Origin of the sequence: Curtobacterium sp. MCLR17_055, from assembly GCF_003234305.1 — a bacterium.
GTDB lineage: Bacteria > Actinomycetota > Actinomycetes > Actinomycetales > Microbacteriaceae > Curtobacterium > Curtobacterium flaccumfaciens.
Window position 1 is genome coordinate 69,609 of record NZ_QKSX01000005.1, and the last position, 14,201, is coordinate 83,809.

Below are 14,201 nucleotides of genomic sequence, written 5' to 3' on the forward strand. Positions count from 1 at the left end.
GGCCCGGTGCCAGCTGGCACCGGGCCTCCCGTCTGTCCGCTGTTCCGTCACATGGCCTCCTTGATGCCCCGACGCACCAGCCACGCGTTCACGGGGTAGGAGCAGACGAAGCCGGCCACCATCGCCAGCTGCATCGCCACCCAGAACTCCGGCGAGAAGACGCTCGCGCGCCCGCCGACGAGCGCCGGGAACACGACCAGCTGCCACACCGCCATCAGGCCGTACATGCCCACCTGCCACGCGATGATCGACAGCGTGTCGGCCTTGAGCGCGGCGACGAGCCCGGCCCGGACGCCGAGGCCCCGCATCGGCGCGATGGCGAAGTACTGGAACGCGATGCCGAGCACGAACGCGATGACGAAGTCGACGATCCACCCGGCGAACATCCGATCCTGGTAGAGCGTGCCCAGTCCGACGACCACCCCGAGCGCCGGGAACGCCGCGAGCCCGAACTCGCCGATCAGGTCGCCGAGGGCGCAGCCGGCCCCGCAGTGGCTCGTGTCGATCGCGGTGCCCGCCCACCGTCCGTGGCCGGGCGCCGAGGCCCGCCCTCGACGCAGGTAGAAGACGAGCCACACGACGCTGCCGAACAGCATCGTGAGCGGCCACACGAACGCCATGACGCGCATGTGCGGCGGCCGACGCACCACGTCGACCGCCACGAACACGGCACAGCCCACGGCGACCACGAGCAGCGCGGAGCACACCACGTTCAGGGCGGCCGGGAAGTCCTGCAGCACCAGTTCCGTCACGCCTCCATGCAACCAACCGGGCGGCGACGGTGGATCCAGTGAGCAGAAGACGCCGGGTGCCCTGGGGCGACCCGACGTCTTCTGCGCACTCGGTGCGGCGTGGAGCGGACTAGCGGCGCGACGCCTTCACGGGGACGGTGAAGATGTTGCCGGTGGTGACGCCCTCTTCGACCTCTTCGAGGGTGCGACCGCGGCTCTCCGGCACGAACTTCCAGATGAAGAGCAGCGCCAGCAGTCCGACGACCCCGAAGCCGAAGAAGGTCCCGGTGATGCCGGTCGCGGCGACGATCGTCGGGAAGTACAGCCCGAGGAACGCGTTCGCGATCCAGAGGCAGAACACCGAGATGCCCATGCCGAGCGCACGGATCTGCGTCGGGAAGATCTCGGACAAGACGACCCACACGGCGATGTTGAGGAAGGTCTGCATCGAGCCGACGAACGCGACGACCAGGAACAGGATGACCCACGGGCGGGCCGGGTTGCCCTCGGGCAGCGCCACCGACGCGATGCCGATGAGGAAGTGGCAGATCGTCGTCAGCGTGAACCCGAGGATCAGCGTCGTGCGGCGGTTGATCTTCTCCATGTTGTACAGCGCGATGACGCCACCGACCACGGCGATCACGCCGGGGGCGATGTTCGCGATGAGGGCAGCCGACGCCTGGAACCCGGACTCGATGAGCACGGTCTGGCCGTAGTACATGATCGAGTTGATGCCGGTGAGCTGCTGCGCGACGCCGAGTCCGGCTCCGATGAGCACGATGCGGATGAGCCACTTGTTCCCGCGCAGCGTGTGCCAGCCGCTGACACGCCCGACCTTCGCTTCGAGGTCGTTGCTCCGCTTGATGTCGTCGAGCTCGGCGCGGGCCCGATCGGTGGTCCGGACCTGCTCGAGGACCGAGAGCGCCTCGTCGTAGCGGTCCTTCGACGCGAGCCAGCGCGGCGACTCCGGCACCCGGAGCATGCCGACGAACAGCGCGATCGCGGGGAGCGCGCAGACGGCCAGCATGACGCGCCACACGCCGTTGCCCTCGCCCCAGATGTTGCCGATGAAGGCGTTGACCACGAACGCGGCGAGCTGGCCGATCACGATCATGAGCTCGTTGCGGCCGGACAGGGACCCGCGGATCTCGTACGGCGCGAGTTCGGCGAGGAACACCGGGACCACCGTAGATGCGCCACCCACCGCGAGGCCGAGGAGCACACGACCGGTGACGATGACCTCGAACGTCGGCGCGAACACGCAGATCAGCGTGCCGACGAAGAACGTGACGGCGAGCAGGATGATCGTCTTGCGGCGACCCCAGCCGTCGGCGATGCGGCCGCCGAGCATGGCGCCGATCGCGGCACCGAAGAGCAGCGAGCTGGTGACGACACCCTCGGTGAAGTTCGTGAGGCCGAGCTCCGCCTTCATCGGGTTCAGGGCACCGTTGATGACACCGGTGTCGTACCCGAAGAGCAACCCGCCGAACGTGGCGACGAGGGCCAGCACACCGAGTCGTCGGCGGTGCGGCCCGGTCCCCAACGGGGGCAGTGCGACAGTCGGGGCTGTCGGTTTGATGTCGACCATTCGGTGACTCCTTCGTCGGTGATCGCGCGTCAGTGCGTGGACCGATCGTAACCCGAATCCATGTCCTGTCAATTGGACATTCTGTCGTCAGGTCGTTTGGATCGGTCCACAGAAGGCCTGATGAGGACGGGAGCGGTCCAATCTGTGGGTCGGGCTCAGCGCTCGTCGTCGACGGGGCCGTCGCCCAGGACGTCCCCCAACGAAGCCATGTCGGCGCCGTGGTCGGTGTAGCGGCGCACGGTCCGTCGGGCGGCGGCACTCGCGGCGCCGGACAGGGCGGGGTTGCGTCGGGCGGCGTCGGCGACGCGTCCGGCGTGCCCCGCGGTGGAGAGCAGCACGTTGGCCAGGGCTCGGGCGTCGCCGCGCTCGGGGACCCCGGTCACGGTCCACGCCGTGCGGACCTGGGCATCGGGGGTGACGCCACGACGGGTGCCCATCCGGTGCCAGTCGGACAGCACGCCCTCGGTGCGCGAGGCGGCGCGGTCTGCCTCTCCCGCCCGACGGCGTGCGGCGTCACGTGCGTCGGACTCGGTGTCCGAGCCCTCGACCGTGTCGTACCGGTCGGTGAGCCCGTCGGCCCGGCGCCGGACGCTGTCGGCACGTTCACGCGCTGCGACGTCGTCACCACCCGCCGCTGCGATGCGGGCGGCGTGCGCGGCGGCAGCCGCGGCGAGGATCTCCGAACGCTCCATGCCCTCGACCGTAGCCGCTCCGACCGACACCATCTCGCCCCCTCGGCGGCTGGAGTGCGTCCCGGGACACAGTCCGCCGGCGACGACGACCGTGTGCTCGGCATCGCGTTACCCTCGACCTGAGGGGGCATCATGAAACGGACCGGCGGAATCGCCATCGTGCTGGCGGCCGGCGTGGTGCTGTCCGGCTGCTCGCTGCTGCGGGGACCGGACGATGTCCCGCCCGCTCCCTCCAGTCCGCCGGCGTCCAGCCCGACGGCGAGCGAGACCCCGGCGGCGACCCCGACCGGCGAGTCCGCATCGGACCTGATCGAGGCGTCGGCGAACCCGCGCACACCGACCCCGGTGCCGACGGAGGCCGCCGCACCCGCACCGACGCTGACACCGATCCCCGCCGGGACCGTCCTGGCGCAGGGGGACGTGGCCTCGCCGAAGGGCAGCGTGCACTTCCACTTCCGGGTGGTCGCGGACGGCGACGACACGTTCACCGCGCAGTACTCCGGGATCACCTCGACGCTGCCGGTGCCGATCGGCGTCGCGTTGTTCGACCTGCCCCGTGCGGTGGGCGACGGGCTGACCTACCCCGGTGTCGGTGACCGGACCCTCGGCGGCCCGACCAGCACGGCGGCCGCGGTCGACGTCCCGTTGGACGGATCCGGGGTCGACCCGTCACACCTCGGCACCCTCGTGACCTACTCCGCCGCGGCGCCCGGACAGGACGTCCCCGTCGAGATCTCCGCCGGCAAGGTCCTCGCGGTGTCCACCGTGCGGTGGTCCGTCCCCGCGCGGCAGACGAACGTGCACCCGAAGGACGCCGGACGACGGGCGAACGCGACCGGGACCGTCACCGCGACCACGGCCGCCGGTGCGCCGAGGTCCTACGGCGTCGCACCGGACGACCTGATCGGGGACGTCGCGGCGCGGTTCGGCATCACCGTCCGCGACCTGGTCTGGCTCAACGAGGGCGTCCAGGTGTTCGGCGAGGACCAGCACCTGTACGAGGGCACGTCCCTCAACCTCGACCCGCTCGCCCGCTGAGCCGGCGGCCCGGCGCCGAGCCCCGCGGCGTCGCAGCGGGCCCTCGCGAAAGCGACACTTCTCCGCGGAAGATCGGCGCGCATCTGTCGCTTTCGCAGGCCTGACGGCGGCCCGTCGGGCGCAACTGTCGCTTTGGCAGTGCCCGACACGACGGACGGGAGGCCCGTGGCGAATCCGCCACGGGCCTCCCGTCCGTCAGGTGGGGGCGTGCGTTACTTCCGCAGCTCCAGGTACTTCGCGATGAGCGCCTTGGTCGACGGGTCCTGCGCGTCGAGCGCGGCCTGGTCGCCCTCGACGGCCGGCGTGACCTGCAGCGCCAGCTGCTTGCCGAGCTCCACACCCCACTGGTCGAACGAGTCGATGCCCCAGATCGTGCCCTCGGTGAACACGATGTGCTCGTACAGGGCGATGAGCTGGCCGAGGACGCTCGGGGTGAGCTCCGGCGCGATGATCGACGTGGTCGGCTTGTTGCCCGGGAACGTGCGCGCCGCGACGATGCCCTCGTCGGTGGTGCCCTCGGCGCGGACCTCGTCGGCGCTCTTGCCGAACGCGAGCGCCTTGGTCTGCGCGAAGAAGTTCGCCAGGAACAGCGTGTGCACGTCGGTGCCGGGCGCGACGCCCTTGCCGTCGCCGGTCTCGTCCTTGAGCGGACGGGCCGGGTTGGCGACCGTGATGAAGTCGGCCGGGATCAGGCGGGTGCCCTGGTGGATGAGCTGGTAGAACGCGTGCTGGCCGTTCGTGCCGGGCTCACCCCAGAAGACCTCGCCGGTCTCGGTGGTGACGGGCGAGCCGTCCCAGCGGACGCGCTTGCCGTTCGACTCCATGGTGAGCTGCTGCAGGTACGCGGCGAAGCGGTGCAGGTACTGCGTGTACGGCAGGACCGCGTGGCTCTGCGCACCGAGGAAGTTCGTGTACCAGACGTTGAGCAGGCCCATCAGGACGGGGACGTTCTGCTCGAGCGGCGTGGTGCGGACGTGCTCGTCGATGGCGTGGAAGCCGGCGAGGAACTGCTCCCAGTTCTCCTTGCCGATCGCGATGACGACGCTCGTGCCGATGGCCGAGTCGACCGAGTAGCGGCCGCCCACCCAGTCCCAGAAGCCGAAGGCGTTCTCGGGGTCGATGCCGAAGGCCTCGACCTTGTCGAGGGCGGTGGAGACGGCGACGAAGTGCTTCGCGACGGCGTTCTTCTTCTCGTCGTCGGCGGCGTCGGTCAGGCCGAGCTTCTCCCACAGCCACTGGCGGGCGAGGCGCGCGTTCGTCAGGGTCTCGAGCGTGCCGAAGGTCTTCGACGCGACGATGAAGAGCGTGGTCTCGGGGTCCAGGTCCGCGGTCTTCTCGTAGATGTCCGCCGGGTCGATGTTCGACACGAAGCGGGCCTCGAGGCCGGGCTGGACGTAGGGCTTGAGTGCCTCGTAGACCATGACCGGGCCGAGGTCGGAGCCACCGATGCCGATGTTGACGACGGTCTCGATGCGCTTGCCGGTGACACCGGTCCAGGCGCCGCTGCGGACCTGCTCGGCGAAGCCGTAGACCTTGTCGAGCGTGGCGTGCACGTCGGCGTCGACGTCCTGGCCGTCGACGGTCAGGGGCGCCGCCGGCACGAGGCCCTCGGTCGCCTTCGGGCGGCGGAGCGCGGTGTGCAGCACGGCGCGGTCCTCGGTGACGTTGATGTGCTCACCGGCGAGCATCGCCTGGAAGCGTTCGGCGACGCCGGTGTCCTTCGCGACCTGCAGCAGCGCGGCGAGGATCTCGTCGGTCACCAGGCCCTTGGAGAGGTCGACGGTCAGGTCGGCCGCCTGGAAGGTGTACTGCTCGGCACGACCGGGGTCGCTGTCGAACCACCCTCGCAGGTCCGGGGTGAAGTCGGCAGCGATGCTGTCGAGCTTCTTCCAGCCTTCGGTCGATGTGGGGTCGACGGGAGCGGATTCGGTCACTTCGGTCCTCCTGGGGATCACGTTCAAGACGTACAGCCCGCGGGTCACGCAGCGCTGCGTCGCGGACCGTCTTCGAGCGTAGTGCGCTCCGGCGGGTGGTGCGCACAGTCGGCCGGGAGGCGCGGCTCGCGTTCGCTGCGCGCGTCACGCCTCCCGGCCGGTCGCGTTCAGGGCCGCGGTCGGCTTGCCGGGTTCACGGCTGCGCCGCGAAGCGACGCAACCGCAGGCTGTTCGTCACGACGAAGACCGACGAGAACGCCATCGCCGCACCCGCGAGCACCGGGTTGAGCAGCCCCGCCATCGCGAGCGGGATCGCCGCGACGTTGTACGCGAACGCCCAGAACAGGTTGCCCTTGATGACGCCGAGCGTCGCGCGCGACAGCCGGATGGCGTCGGCCACCACGGTGAGCCGACCGCTGACGACCGTGATGTCGCTCGCCGCGATGGCCGCGTCGGTACCGGCACCCATGGCGATGCCGAGGTCGGCCGCGGCCAGTGCGGCGGCGTCGTTCACGCCGTCGCCGACCATCGCGACGCTCCGCCCCTCGGACTGCAGCCGGCGGACGGTCTCGAGCTTCGACGCCGGGGTCGCGCGGGCGTGCACCTCGTCGATGCCGACGCTCGCGGCGACCGCACGTGCGGCCCCGTCGTTGTCGCCGGTGAGCAGGACCGGGTGCAGGCCGAGCGCACGGAAGCGGGCGATCGCGTCGGCGGCCTCGGGCTTCACGGTGTCGCCGACGACGACCACGCCCAGGGCCGTGCCGTTCCGGGCGACGACGACCGCCGTGCCCCCGTCGACCTCGGCACGGTCGACGGCGTCGGACAGCACCGGGGGCAGGGTGATCGACCACGAGTCGGCGAGCCAGCGGGTCGTGCCGACCAGCACGACGTCGCCGTCCACGACGGCCTGCACACCGGCGCCGGCGGTGGCGGTGAACTGCTCGGCCTGGGGCAGGCCGGCGCCCCGGGCACGGGCCGCGGTGGTCACGGCGCGGGCGACGGGGTGTTCGGAGCCGTCCTCGACCGCTGCGGCGAGGCGCAGGACGACGTCCTCGGTCTCGTCGACGGCGGTGACTGACCGCAGGGTCATCGACCCCGTGGTGACGGTGCCGGTCTTGTCGAGCACGACGGTGTCGACGCCGCGGGTGCGCTCGAGCACCTGCGGACCGCCGATCAGGATGCCGAGCTGGGAGCCGCGACCGGTGCCGACCAGCAGCGCGGTGGGCGTGGCGAGCCCGAGAGCGCACGGGCAGGCGATGATCAGGGTGGCGACGGCCGCGGTGAAGGCCGCGGTGACCGAGCCGCCGAACACGAGCCAGCCGACGAAGGCCAGCACGGCGAGCGCGATGACGATCGGCACGAAGACTCCGGACACGCGGTCGGCCAGACGCTGCACCTCGGCCTTGCCGGTCTGGGCGTCCTCGACCAGGCGACCCATCCGGGCGAGCTCGGTGTCGGCACCGACGCGGGTGATCGCGACGACGAGCCGCCCGCCGACGTTGATCGTGGCACCGGTGACCCGGTCGCCCGGGCCGACCTCGACCGGCACGGACTCGCCGGTGAGCATGCTGAGGTCGACGGCCGAGGAGCCGTCCTGCACCAGGCCGTCGCTCGGGATCCGCTCGCCGGGTCGCACCACGACGACGTCGCCCACGACCAGGGACGAGGCCGGCACGCGGTGTTCGACACCGTCGCGCAGGACCGTGGCGTCCTTCGCACCGAGTTCGAGCAGTGCCCGGAGCGCGGCACCGGACTGCGTCTTCGCGCGGGCCTCCATGTACCGGCCGGCGAGGATGAACACCGTCACGGCCGTCGCGACCTCGAGGTACAGGTCGGTGGCCTCGGGGTCCGTGGCGAACCACGAGAACGTCATGTGCATGCCGGTCGTGCCGGCGTCGCCGAAGAACAGGGCGTACAGCGACCACCCGAAGGCAGCGAGGACGCCGACGCTCACCAGGGTGTCCATGGTGGCGGCACCGTGCCGGGCGTTGACCCACGCGGCACGGTGGAACGGGAGCGCACCCCAGACGGCGACGGGCGCCGCGAGCGTCAGGGCGAGCCACTGCCAGTTCGGGAACTGCAGCGCCGGCACCATCGAGAGCACCACGACGGGCACCGCGAGCACGGCGGACACGACCAGGCGTCGGCGCAGCGGGCCGGTCGGGTCCTCGTCGACCGCGGGGTCGGCGTCAGCAGCGGTGGGCGGGGCCGGCACCGTGGCGCCGTAGCCGGCCGACTCCACCGCGGCGATCAGCGCCTCGGGGTCGGCGGTGCCGTCCGCGGCGACCTGCACCTGCGCCTTCTCGGTGGCGTAGTTGACGGTGGCGGTGACCCCGGGCAGCTTGCCGAGCTTCCGCTCGATGCGGTTCGCGCACGAGGCGCAGGTCATCCCGGTGATGTCGAGTTCGACGGTGCGGTCGGTCACGAGCGCACGACCTCGTACCCCGCCTCGGTGACGGCGGCGCGGAGGGCGTCCGCGTCGACGGGTACCGCCGAGCTGACGGTGACCTCGGACGATCCGCCGGGGACGAGTCGGACGTCGACGCCCGACACCCCGTCGACCTCGGTGAGTTCCTCGGTGACGCTCATCACGCAGTGGTCGCAGGTCATGCCCTCGACGAGCAGCGTTTCGGTGGTCATGGTGTCTCCTTCTCGGTGGTGGGTCGTCAGGGTCAGGAGCGGACGAGCCGGGCGATCGCCTGGCTGGCCTCGCGCACCTTCTCGTCGGCGGCGTCCCCGCCCTCGGCGACGGCCTCGGCGACGCAGTGCGCCAGGTGGTCCTCGAGCAGCGACAACGCGACGCGTTCGAGCGCCCGGTTCGCCGCCGAGATCTGGGTCAGGACGTCGATGCAGTACGTCTCGTCCTCGACCATCCGCGCGATGCCGCGCACCTGCCCCTCGGCGCGACGGAGTCGCTTGAGCAGGTCGTCCTTGTCGCCGATGTACCCGACGTGTTCGTGCATGTCCGCCTCCACCGTTCTCAATACGGTACCCCCCTAGGGTATTCCGATCTCGTCCGGGCGCAACCGGTGGCATGATCAGCGCATGGACCCCTCGACGACGAACGGATTCCGCCGGCTGCGGTTCTCCGACGGCGAGGGTTCCGACTACTCCGAGATCTTCGCGGCCGAGTACGGCGGCTCGGACTTCGCCTCCGAGACCTTCGCCACCGACGACACCCGGTACGAGTACACGGTCGTGGGTGACGACGACCTGTCGCTGCGCACCATGCGGGCCGAGGGCGGTCGGCGGGGTGGGGTCATCGGCGTGCGGGACGACCACGTGGTGTTCTGGCTGACCAAGGGCCGGCTCGAGATGCACTTCGCCGACCGCACCCGCGTCGTCGAACCGGGCAGCCCGTACATCGCCTCGGCGTCCGAGGCCTACCGGTTCGAGTCCGACGGCACCGTCTACAACGGCGTGCACGTGTCCGACCGGTTCCTGCGGAGCGTCGGCCGCGACCTCGGCTACCGCCTGCCCGACGGCCCACTGCTGTTCGACCAGCAGGACGAGGTCGTCGCCCGGCGCGAACCCCTGCGGCACCTGATCCGTGAACTCGGGCCGGCCCTGGTCGACGACCGCGTGCTCGGACCGATGCGGACCGCGCTGAACCGCCGGCTGGCCGTCGTCATCCTCGACACGTTCCCCATCCGGAACCGCGGTGATGACGTCCCCGTGGCGAACCGGCTCCGCGACGCGATCCGCTTCATCGAGCTGCACGCCGCCGAACGCCCTTCGGTCCCCACCATCGCCGCGGCCTGCGGACTGAGCCAGCGTGGGCTGCAGGACGTCTTCGCCCGGACGCTCGACACCACGCCGCACCGGTTCCTCCGCGACCACCGCCTCGACCGGGTGCGCGAGGAGCTGCTCCGCGCGGACCGGGGCGGCCCGGTCGCCCCGGCGGACTGTCCGCTCGTGTCATCCGGCATCGCCGCGATCGCCCGCCGCTGGGGCTTCACCAACCCGGGCCGGTTCGCCGAGACCTACCGCGGCCGGTTCGGCGAGGACCCCGCCGTGACGAAACGCGCGTCGCTGGCCGCGCAGCCGGAGGCCGGCAAGGCGTCGTGGCGTGTCCGTCGTGCGGTGTCGTACATCGAGCAGCACCTCGACGACCCGCTCACGCTCGACGACATCGCGGCCGCCGCAGGGGTGCTCCCCCGACGGCTGCAACAGCTCTTCCGCGAGGAGCGCGGCGAGTCCCCGATGGCCTGTGTCCGTGCCATGCGGGCCGCTGCAGAGCGCAACGGCGCGGCCGGAAACGGCTGAACGGCCGGACGGAACACCCCGGGGGTACACGCTCATCCCCGGATTTCCGGGGTTCCCTGGAAAGCAGCCGAATCCGAGAAGTCGTGTGTGACGAATCTCTTCCACAGCCCGTCTCATCCGTGAACAGCAACCGCTGGGAACGCCCGGCGGGTCAACGGAAGGAACGAACATGGCTGACACCACCACCCCCACCCCGGCCACCACGGCGACCCGTGCCACCTCGCACGCCGGCACCAGCAGCGTCACCGGCAAGACCGTCATCGACGACACCGTCGTGTCGAAGGTCGCCGGCATCGCCGCCCGCGAGGTCAACGGCGTGCACTCCCTCGGCAACGGCGCAGCCCGTGCCATCGGCGCCATCCGCGACGCCATCGGCCAGCGTGACTTCGGTCAGGGCGTCAAGGTCGAGGTCGGCGAGAAGCAGGTCGCCGCGGACATCGTGATCGTCGCCGAGTACCCGGTGTCGCTCCAGCAGGTCGCCGACGGCGTCCGTGCCGGTGTCGCCCGTGCCCTCGAGCAGATCGTCGGCATGGAGGTCGCCGAGGTCAACGTGACCGTCCAGGACGTCTACATCCCGGGTGACGACGACGACAACGAGGACGAGAAGAAGGAAGCCCGAGTCGCATGAGCAACACGCTGATCGGCGCCCTCATCGGCGCAGTCCTCGCCGTCGTGGCACTGCAGTTCGGCTTCTGGGGCTTCGTGCTCGTCATCGTGTTCGGTGCGATCGGGGCCCTCGTGGCCGCACTCGCCACCGGGCGCATCGACCGCGGTGCCCTGACCGACGTGCTGACCGGACGCCGGAGCTCCCGGTGAACGCCGGCCCGGACGTCCCGGGCCGCGTCGAGATCACCGCACGCGCGCTCACCTCGCTGGCGCGGGCCGTCGCAGCCGAAGGGCTCGGCGCCCCCGCCAAGCGGGTGCGCGTCGGACTCGGCGACGCGTCGGGAGCACTGTCGCTCGACATCACCGGGCCGATCGCCGCGAGCGACGACATCGTCTCCGGGTCGATCCGGATCGCGGACCAGGTCAAGGGCCGCGTGAGCGACCTGACCGGGCGTCGCGTCGGCAGTGCCCACATCGAACTCACCGGGATCGTGCGCGAGCACGAGTCCCGTGCCCGCTAGGAGGCCATCATGAGCAACGGTTCCGTCGAACGACGCATCCGTCGTCGGAGCGTGCACCGCTCCCGCTCCACAGCAGTGGCGGTGGCACTCGTGGTGCTCGCCCTGGTGGCCGCCTGGATCGGCACCGAGGCGGTGCTCAGCGCCATCGGACGCCCGCCGCTGGTCGCCGATCCCCAGACCGTGGTCGACACGGCGCTCCGTCCGGACGCCGCGTTCGTCACCGTCGTCGAGGTCATCGCGGGTGTGCTCGTCGTCCTCGGCGTCGTGCTGGTCGTCCTGGCGCTCAAGCCCGGCCGCCAGCACCGTTCGGTCGTCGAGCACGAGCGCGGTGCGGTCGTCATCGACGCCCGCATCGTCGCCTCCACCGCGGCGAACGCTGCCGGGATGGCGGCCGGTGTCCCCGAGGGGAACGCCTCCGCCACCGCCCGTGGCCGTTCCACCGAGGTCCGCATCGTCCCCGTCACGGGTGTGCCGGTCGACGAGGCGCGCGTCCGCGCCGCCGTCGTGGAGCGCCTGAGCGGTCTCGACGAGCGCTTCGGCCGACGCGTCCGCGTCCGGGTCGAGGAGAAGGGAACCCTCGCATGACCAAGAGCAACCGGACCCTCAACCGGATCATCCTGTTCGTCCTCGGCCTCGTCGCCGTGGTCGTCGGGATCGCGATGGGCGCGGGCGTGCTGCCCGCCGTCCAGGACGCCGTCAAGCCGTACGTCGACCTCCCCCGCAGCCTCGACGTCCCCGCGTCCGCGCTGTGGATCGTCGCCGGGGCAGCGGCCCTCGTGATCGTCCTGTCGCTCGTGTGGGTGTTCACCCGCGGTGGTGGCGGCACGTCCGTCGCCGTCCGGGAGCACTCGGGCGACGATGCGGTCACCGTCAACGTCGCACTCGTCCGGGACGTCCTCGAGCACGAACTCGCGGGTGTCCGCGACGTGGTCGGGTCCCGAGTCGACACCTACCTCGTCCGCCGGCAGCGCGCCGCCCGGATCCGTGTCGCGGTCCGCCGCGGCGGGGACGCCGTCAGCGTGCTCGACGCCGTCGACCGAGCCGTCGCGGTCCTCGACCGCACCCTCGGCCGTCCGGTCCCGGTGCTCGTGCACCTGACCGGCGGTACCCGCTCCGCGCTCGCGAAGTCGACCCGCGTCCACTGACACCCGTCAGCCGGACGTACCCCGGGCCTCCCGGCCCACCACCACATCACCGGGCGCACGCCCACCCACGAAAGGACCCGTCATGGGACTCGACGACAAGATCAAGAACGCCGCTCAGGACCTCGCCGGCAAGGCGAAGGAAGCCGTCGGCAACCTGACCAACGACGACTCGAAGGTCGCCGAAGGCAAGAAGGACCAGGCCGCTGCGAGCGCGAAGCAGACCGGCGAGGACGTCAAGGACGTCTTCAAGAAGTAGGTCGCACGACCGCATCGGGGCACCCGTCGAACGGGTGCCCCGATGCGTCCCCGCGCAGATCCCGAACGAGGAGGAACCATGCAGCACGACCCCCATGCGAACACGCAGGTCACCGAGGTGGCCCTGCCCGCAGCACTGACGGAGCCGCTGCCCGACGACGCGAGCACCGCGACGATCGTCGCGCGCACCGCGGCGGAGACCGCGCTCGGCGTGCCCGGCGTGCACCACCTCGGCGGGATCGCCGCCCGTGCCGCCGACCAGCTGCGGAAGCAGCTCGGCCGTTCGGCGGGCACCACCGGCGTGCAGGTCGACGAACAGGACGGCGTGCTCACCGTGCAGGTCGCCGTCGTCGTCAGCTACCCGCACCCGGTGCTGGACGTCGCCGCCGAGGTCCGGCAGCAGGTCACCGCAGCGACGCGGCAGCTGTCCGACCTCCGCACCTCGGTCGACGTGCGCGTCCTCGACGTGCACGGTCCGTTCGACGACGAGCAGTCCCCGCTCGGCCGGGCCGCCGAGCAGGCGACCGATGCGGTCGAGCAGGCGGCCTCGTCGACCGGCGACGCCGTCAAGCGGGCCGCCGAGACCACCGCGGACGCGACCAAGCGCGCCGCGACGGCCACGGCGGACGCGACGAAGCAGGCAGCGTCCGCCACCGCCGACACCACCAAGCGCGCTGCCGACGCCACCGCCGACACCACGAAGCGTGCCGTCGACGCCGCCACCGAGGCGGGCGAGCGTCTGCGTGACGCCGCCTCGGAGTCGCTCGCCCGGGCATCCGAGCAGGCCGCCGACGCGGCATCGTCCGCGGAGGACGCCGCCGAGCAGGCCCGCGACGTCGTCGTCGACGCGGCCGGCACGACCCGCGACCGGGCCGCCGACGCTGCCGATGCCGCGGCGGACGCGGCCGACGACGCAGCCGTCGCCGCCGATGCGGCAGCGGATGCCGCCACGGCTCCCCGTCACCGGGACCAGCCGTGACCACCGCCTGGTCCGGAGGGCGCCGGTCCCGCGACCGGCGTCCCCGACCCCGCGGCGTCTGGATCGCCGGCGGCATCGGGGTCTTCCTCGTCCTCGCCGTCGCGGTCGGCGGCTTCCTGCCGCTGGTCGGGTTCCTCGGCGGGGTCACCGCCACCACCGCCGGTCTCGTGCCGTTCCCGTTCGTCCGGGTCACCCTGATCGCCCTGCTCGGTGCGGTCGTGGTGCTCGCCCTGCTCCTGCTCGCCCTGACCCGCCGGCACACCGCCACCGCGACGACCGCCGTGGTGCTCGCCGTCCTGGTGAGCGTGGCGGTCACCCTGGTCCCCGTCGTCCTGGTCGCCGTCGGCTCCGCCGACCGTGCCGGCGACGTCTGGCCGATCGTCACCGAGCTCTGGACCCGCTTCACCGGCTGACGTCGTGCACACGGTCCCGGCCTGGAGGCCCGC

General features: G+C 71.7%; 17 protein-coding genes. 10 read left to right on the top strand and 7 right to left on the bottom strand.

Going from position 1 to position 14,201, the window contains the following annotated elements; all coding sequences use genetic code 11:
- Positions 1-47: 47 nt before the first annotated feature.
- The 3 genes from DEJ09_RS05890 to DEJ09_RS05900 form a co-directional block, all read right to left on the bottom strand.
- Complete coding sequence (locus tag DEJ09_RS05890) at positions 48-752, bottom strand: DUF4396 domain-containing protein (protein ID WP_220034914.1); 705 nt, start codon at positions 750-752, stop codon at positions 48-50.
- A gap of 109 nt (positions 753-861) precedes the next feature.
- Complete coding sequence (locus DEJ09_RS05895) at positions 862-2,319, bottom strand: sugar porter family MFS transporter (RefSeq protein WP_111087898.1); 1,458 nt, start codon at positions 2,317-2,319, stop codon at positions 862-864.
- A 155-nt stretch (positions 2,320-2,474) separates the two neighbouring features.
- Complete coding sequence (locus DEJ09_RS05900) at positions 2,475-3,011, bottom strand: hypothetical protein (protein ID WP_071405966.1); 537 nt, start codon at positions 3,009-3,011, stop codon at positions 2,475-2,477.
- Between the two features lie 132 nt (positions 3,012-3,143).
- Here DEJ09_RS05900 and DEJ09_RS05905 point away from each other — a divergent pair, with 132 nt between their 5' ends.
- A complete protein-coding gene (locus tag DEJ09_RS05905; RefSeq protein ID WP_258373808.1) occupies positions 3,144-4,049 on the top strand; it encodes a LysM domain-containing protein in 906 nt (301 codons plus the stop codon).
- Between the two features lie 212 nt (positions 4,050-4,261).
- Here the strand turns inward: DEJ09_RS05905 and pgi are convergent, their stop codons facing one another.
- The 4 genes from pgi to DEJ09_RS05925 all read right to left on the bottom strand — a co-directional run bounded on the left by pgi (position 4,262) and on the right by DEJ09_RS05925 (position 8,946).
- Complete coding sequence (pgi, locus tag DEJ09_RS05910; RefSeq protein WP_111087899.1) at positions 4,262-5,983, bottom strand: glucose-6-phosphate isomerase; 1,722 nt, start codon at positions 5,981-5,983, stop codon at positions 4,262-4,264.
- Between the two features lie 193 nt (positions 5,984-6,176).
- On the bottom strand, positions 6,177-8,408 hold the full coding sequence (locus DEJ09_RS05915; protein WP_111087900.1) for a cation-translocating P-type ATPase: 2,232 nt from the start codon (positions 8,406-8,408) through the stop codon (positions 6,177-6,179).
- A complete protein-coding gene (locus DEJ09_RS05920; RefSeq protein WP_181433179.1) occupies positions 8,405-8,623 on the bottom strand; it encodes a heavy-metal-associated domain-containing protein in 219 nt (72 codons plus the stop codon). The genes DEJ09_RS05915 and DEJ09_RS05920 overlap by 4 nt, the downstream gene beginning before the upstream one ends.
- Before the next feature lie 32 nt (positions 8,624-8,655).
- The gene (locus tag DEJ09_RS05925) at positions 8,656-8,946 is read right to left on the bottom strand and encodes a metal-sensitive transcriptional regulator (RefSeq protein ID WP_027466001.1); all 291 of its coding nucleotides are present in this window, start codon (positions 8,944-8,946) and stop codon (positions 8,656-8,658) included.
- An 82-nt stretch (positions 8,947-9,028) separates the two neighbouring features.
- Here DEJ09_RS05925 and DEJ09_RS05930 point away from each other — a divergent pair, with 82 nt between their 5' ends.
- The 9 genes from DEJ09_RS05930 (at position 9,029) to DEJ09_RS05970 (ending at position 14,168) form a co-directional block, all read left to right on the top strand.
- Positions 9,029-10,249: a helix-turn-helix domain-containing protein gene (locus tag DEJ09_RS05930; protein ID WP_111087901.1), complete on the top strand. Its 1,221-nt coding sequence runs from the start codon at positions 9,029-9,031 to the stop codon at positions 10,247-10,249.
- A gap of 169 nt (positions 10,250-10,418) precedes the next feature.
- A complete protein-coding gene (locus DEJ09_RS05935; RefSeq protein WP_111087902.1) occupies positions 10,419-10,877 on the top strand; it encodes an Asp23/Gls24 family envelope stress response protein in 459 nt (152 codons plus the stop codon).
- Positions 10,874-11,065: a DUF2273 domain-containing protein gene (locus DEJ09_RS05940; RefSeq protein ID WP_017885412.1), complete on the top strand. Its 192-nt coding sequence runs from the start codon at positions 10,874-10,876 to the stop codon at positions 11,063-11,065. Before DEJ09_RS05935 ends, DEJ09_RS05940 begins: the two co-directional genes overlap by 4 nt.
- Positions 11,062-11,376 carry a hypothetical protein gene (locus tag DEJ09_RS05945; protein WP_017885411.1) on the top strand — a complete coding sequence of 105 codons (315 nt, stop codon included), beginning with the start codon at positions 11,062-11,064 and terminating at the stop codon, positions 11,374-11,376. Before DEJ09_RS05940 ends, DEJ09_RS05945 begins: the two co-directional genes overlap by 4 nt.
- Positions 11,377-11,385: 9 nt before the next feature.
- Complete coding sequence (locus tag DEJ09_RS05950) at positions 11,386-11,961, top strand: DUF6286 domain-containing protein (protein ID WP_111038341.1); 576 nt, start codon at positions 11,386-11,388, stop codon at positions 11,959-11,961.
- Positions 11,958-12,521 carry a hypothetical protein gene (locus tag DEJ09_RS05955; RefSeq protein ID WP_110864128.1) on the top strand — a complete coding sequence of 188 codons (564 nt, stop codon included), beginning with the start codon at positions 11,958-11,960 and terminating at the stop codon, positions 12,519-12,521. Before DEJ09_RS05950 ends, DEJ09_RS05955 begins: the two co-directional genes overlap by 4 nt.
- 82 nt (positions 12,522-12,603) lie before the next feature.
- The gene (locus DEJ09_RS05960) at positions 12,604-12,777 is read left to right on the top strand and encodes a CsbD family protein (protein ID WP_071246087.1); all 174 of its coding nucleotides are present in this window, start codon (positions 12,604-12,606) and stop codon (positions 12,775-12,777) included.
- Between the two features lie 78 nt (positions 12,778-12,855).
- Positions 12,856-13,755, top strand: coding sequence for an Asp23/Gls24 family envelope stress response protein (locus DEJ09_RS18460; RefSeq protein ID WP_181433277.1), 900 nt, complete (start codon positions 12,856-12,858; stop codon positions 13,753-13,755).
- Positions 13,752-14,168, top strand: coding sequence for an MFS transporter permease (locus tag DEJ09_RS05970; protein WP_071405958.1), 417 nt, complete (start codon positions 13,752-13,754; stop codon positions 14,166-14,168). The genes DEJ09_RS18460 and DEJ09_RS05970 overlap by 4 nt, the downstream gene beginning before the upstream one ends.
- Positions 14,169-14,201: the final 33 nt, after the last annotated feature.

Coding starts and splice junctions, on each gene's coding strand:
- DEJ09_RS05950 (WP_111038341.1), top strand. CDS start 11,386: ATGAGCAACGGTTCCGTCGAACGACGCATCCGTCGTCGGAGCGTGCAC.
- DEJ09_RS18460 (WP_181433277.1), top strand. CDS start 12,856: ATGCAGCACGACCCCCATGCGAACACGCAGGTCACCGAGGTGGCCCTG.
- DEJ09_RS05940 (WP_017885412.1), top strand. CDS start 10,874: ATGAGCAACACGCTGATCGGCGCCCTCATCGGCGCAGTCCTCGCCGTC.
- DEJ09_RS05905 (WP_258373808.1), top strand. CDS start 3,144: ATGAAACGGACCGGCGGAATCGCCATCGTGCTGGCGGCCGGCGTGGTG.
- DEJ09_RS05960 (WP_071246087.1), top strand. CDS start 12,604: ATGGGACTCGACGACAAGATCAAGAACGCCGCTCAGGACCTCGCCGGC.
- DEJ09_RS05925 (WP_027466001.1), bottom strand. CDS start 8,946: ATGCACGAACACGTCGGGTACATCGGCGACAAGGACGACCTGCTCAAG.
- DEJ09_RS05895 (WP_111087898.1), bottom strand. CDS start 2,319: ATGGTCGACATCAAACCGACAGCCCCGACTGTCGCACTGCCCCCGTTG.
- DEJ09_RS05900 (WP_071405966.1), bottom strand. CDS start 3,011: ATGGAGCGTTCGGAGATCCTCGCCGCGGCTGCCGCCGCGCACGCCGCC.
- DEJ09_RS05935 (WP_111087902.1), top strand. CDS start 10,419: ATGGCTGACACCACCACCCCCACCCCGGCCACCACGGCGACCCGTGCC.
- DEJ09_RS05920 (WP_181433179.1), bottom strand. CDS start 8,623: ATGACCACCGAAACGCTGCTCGTCGAGGGCATGACCTGCGACCACTGC.
- DEJ09_RS05955 (WP_110864128.1), top strand. CDS start 11,958: ATGACCAAGAGCAACCGGACCCTCAACCGGATCATCCTGTTCGTCCTC.
- DEJ09_RS05930 (WP_111087901.1), top strand. CDS start 9,029: ATGGACCCCTCGACGACGAACGGATTCCGCCGGCTGCGGTTCTCCGAC.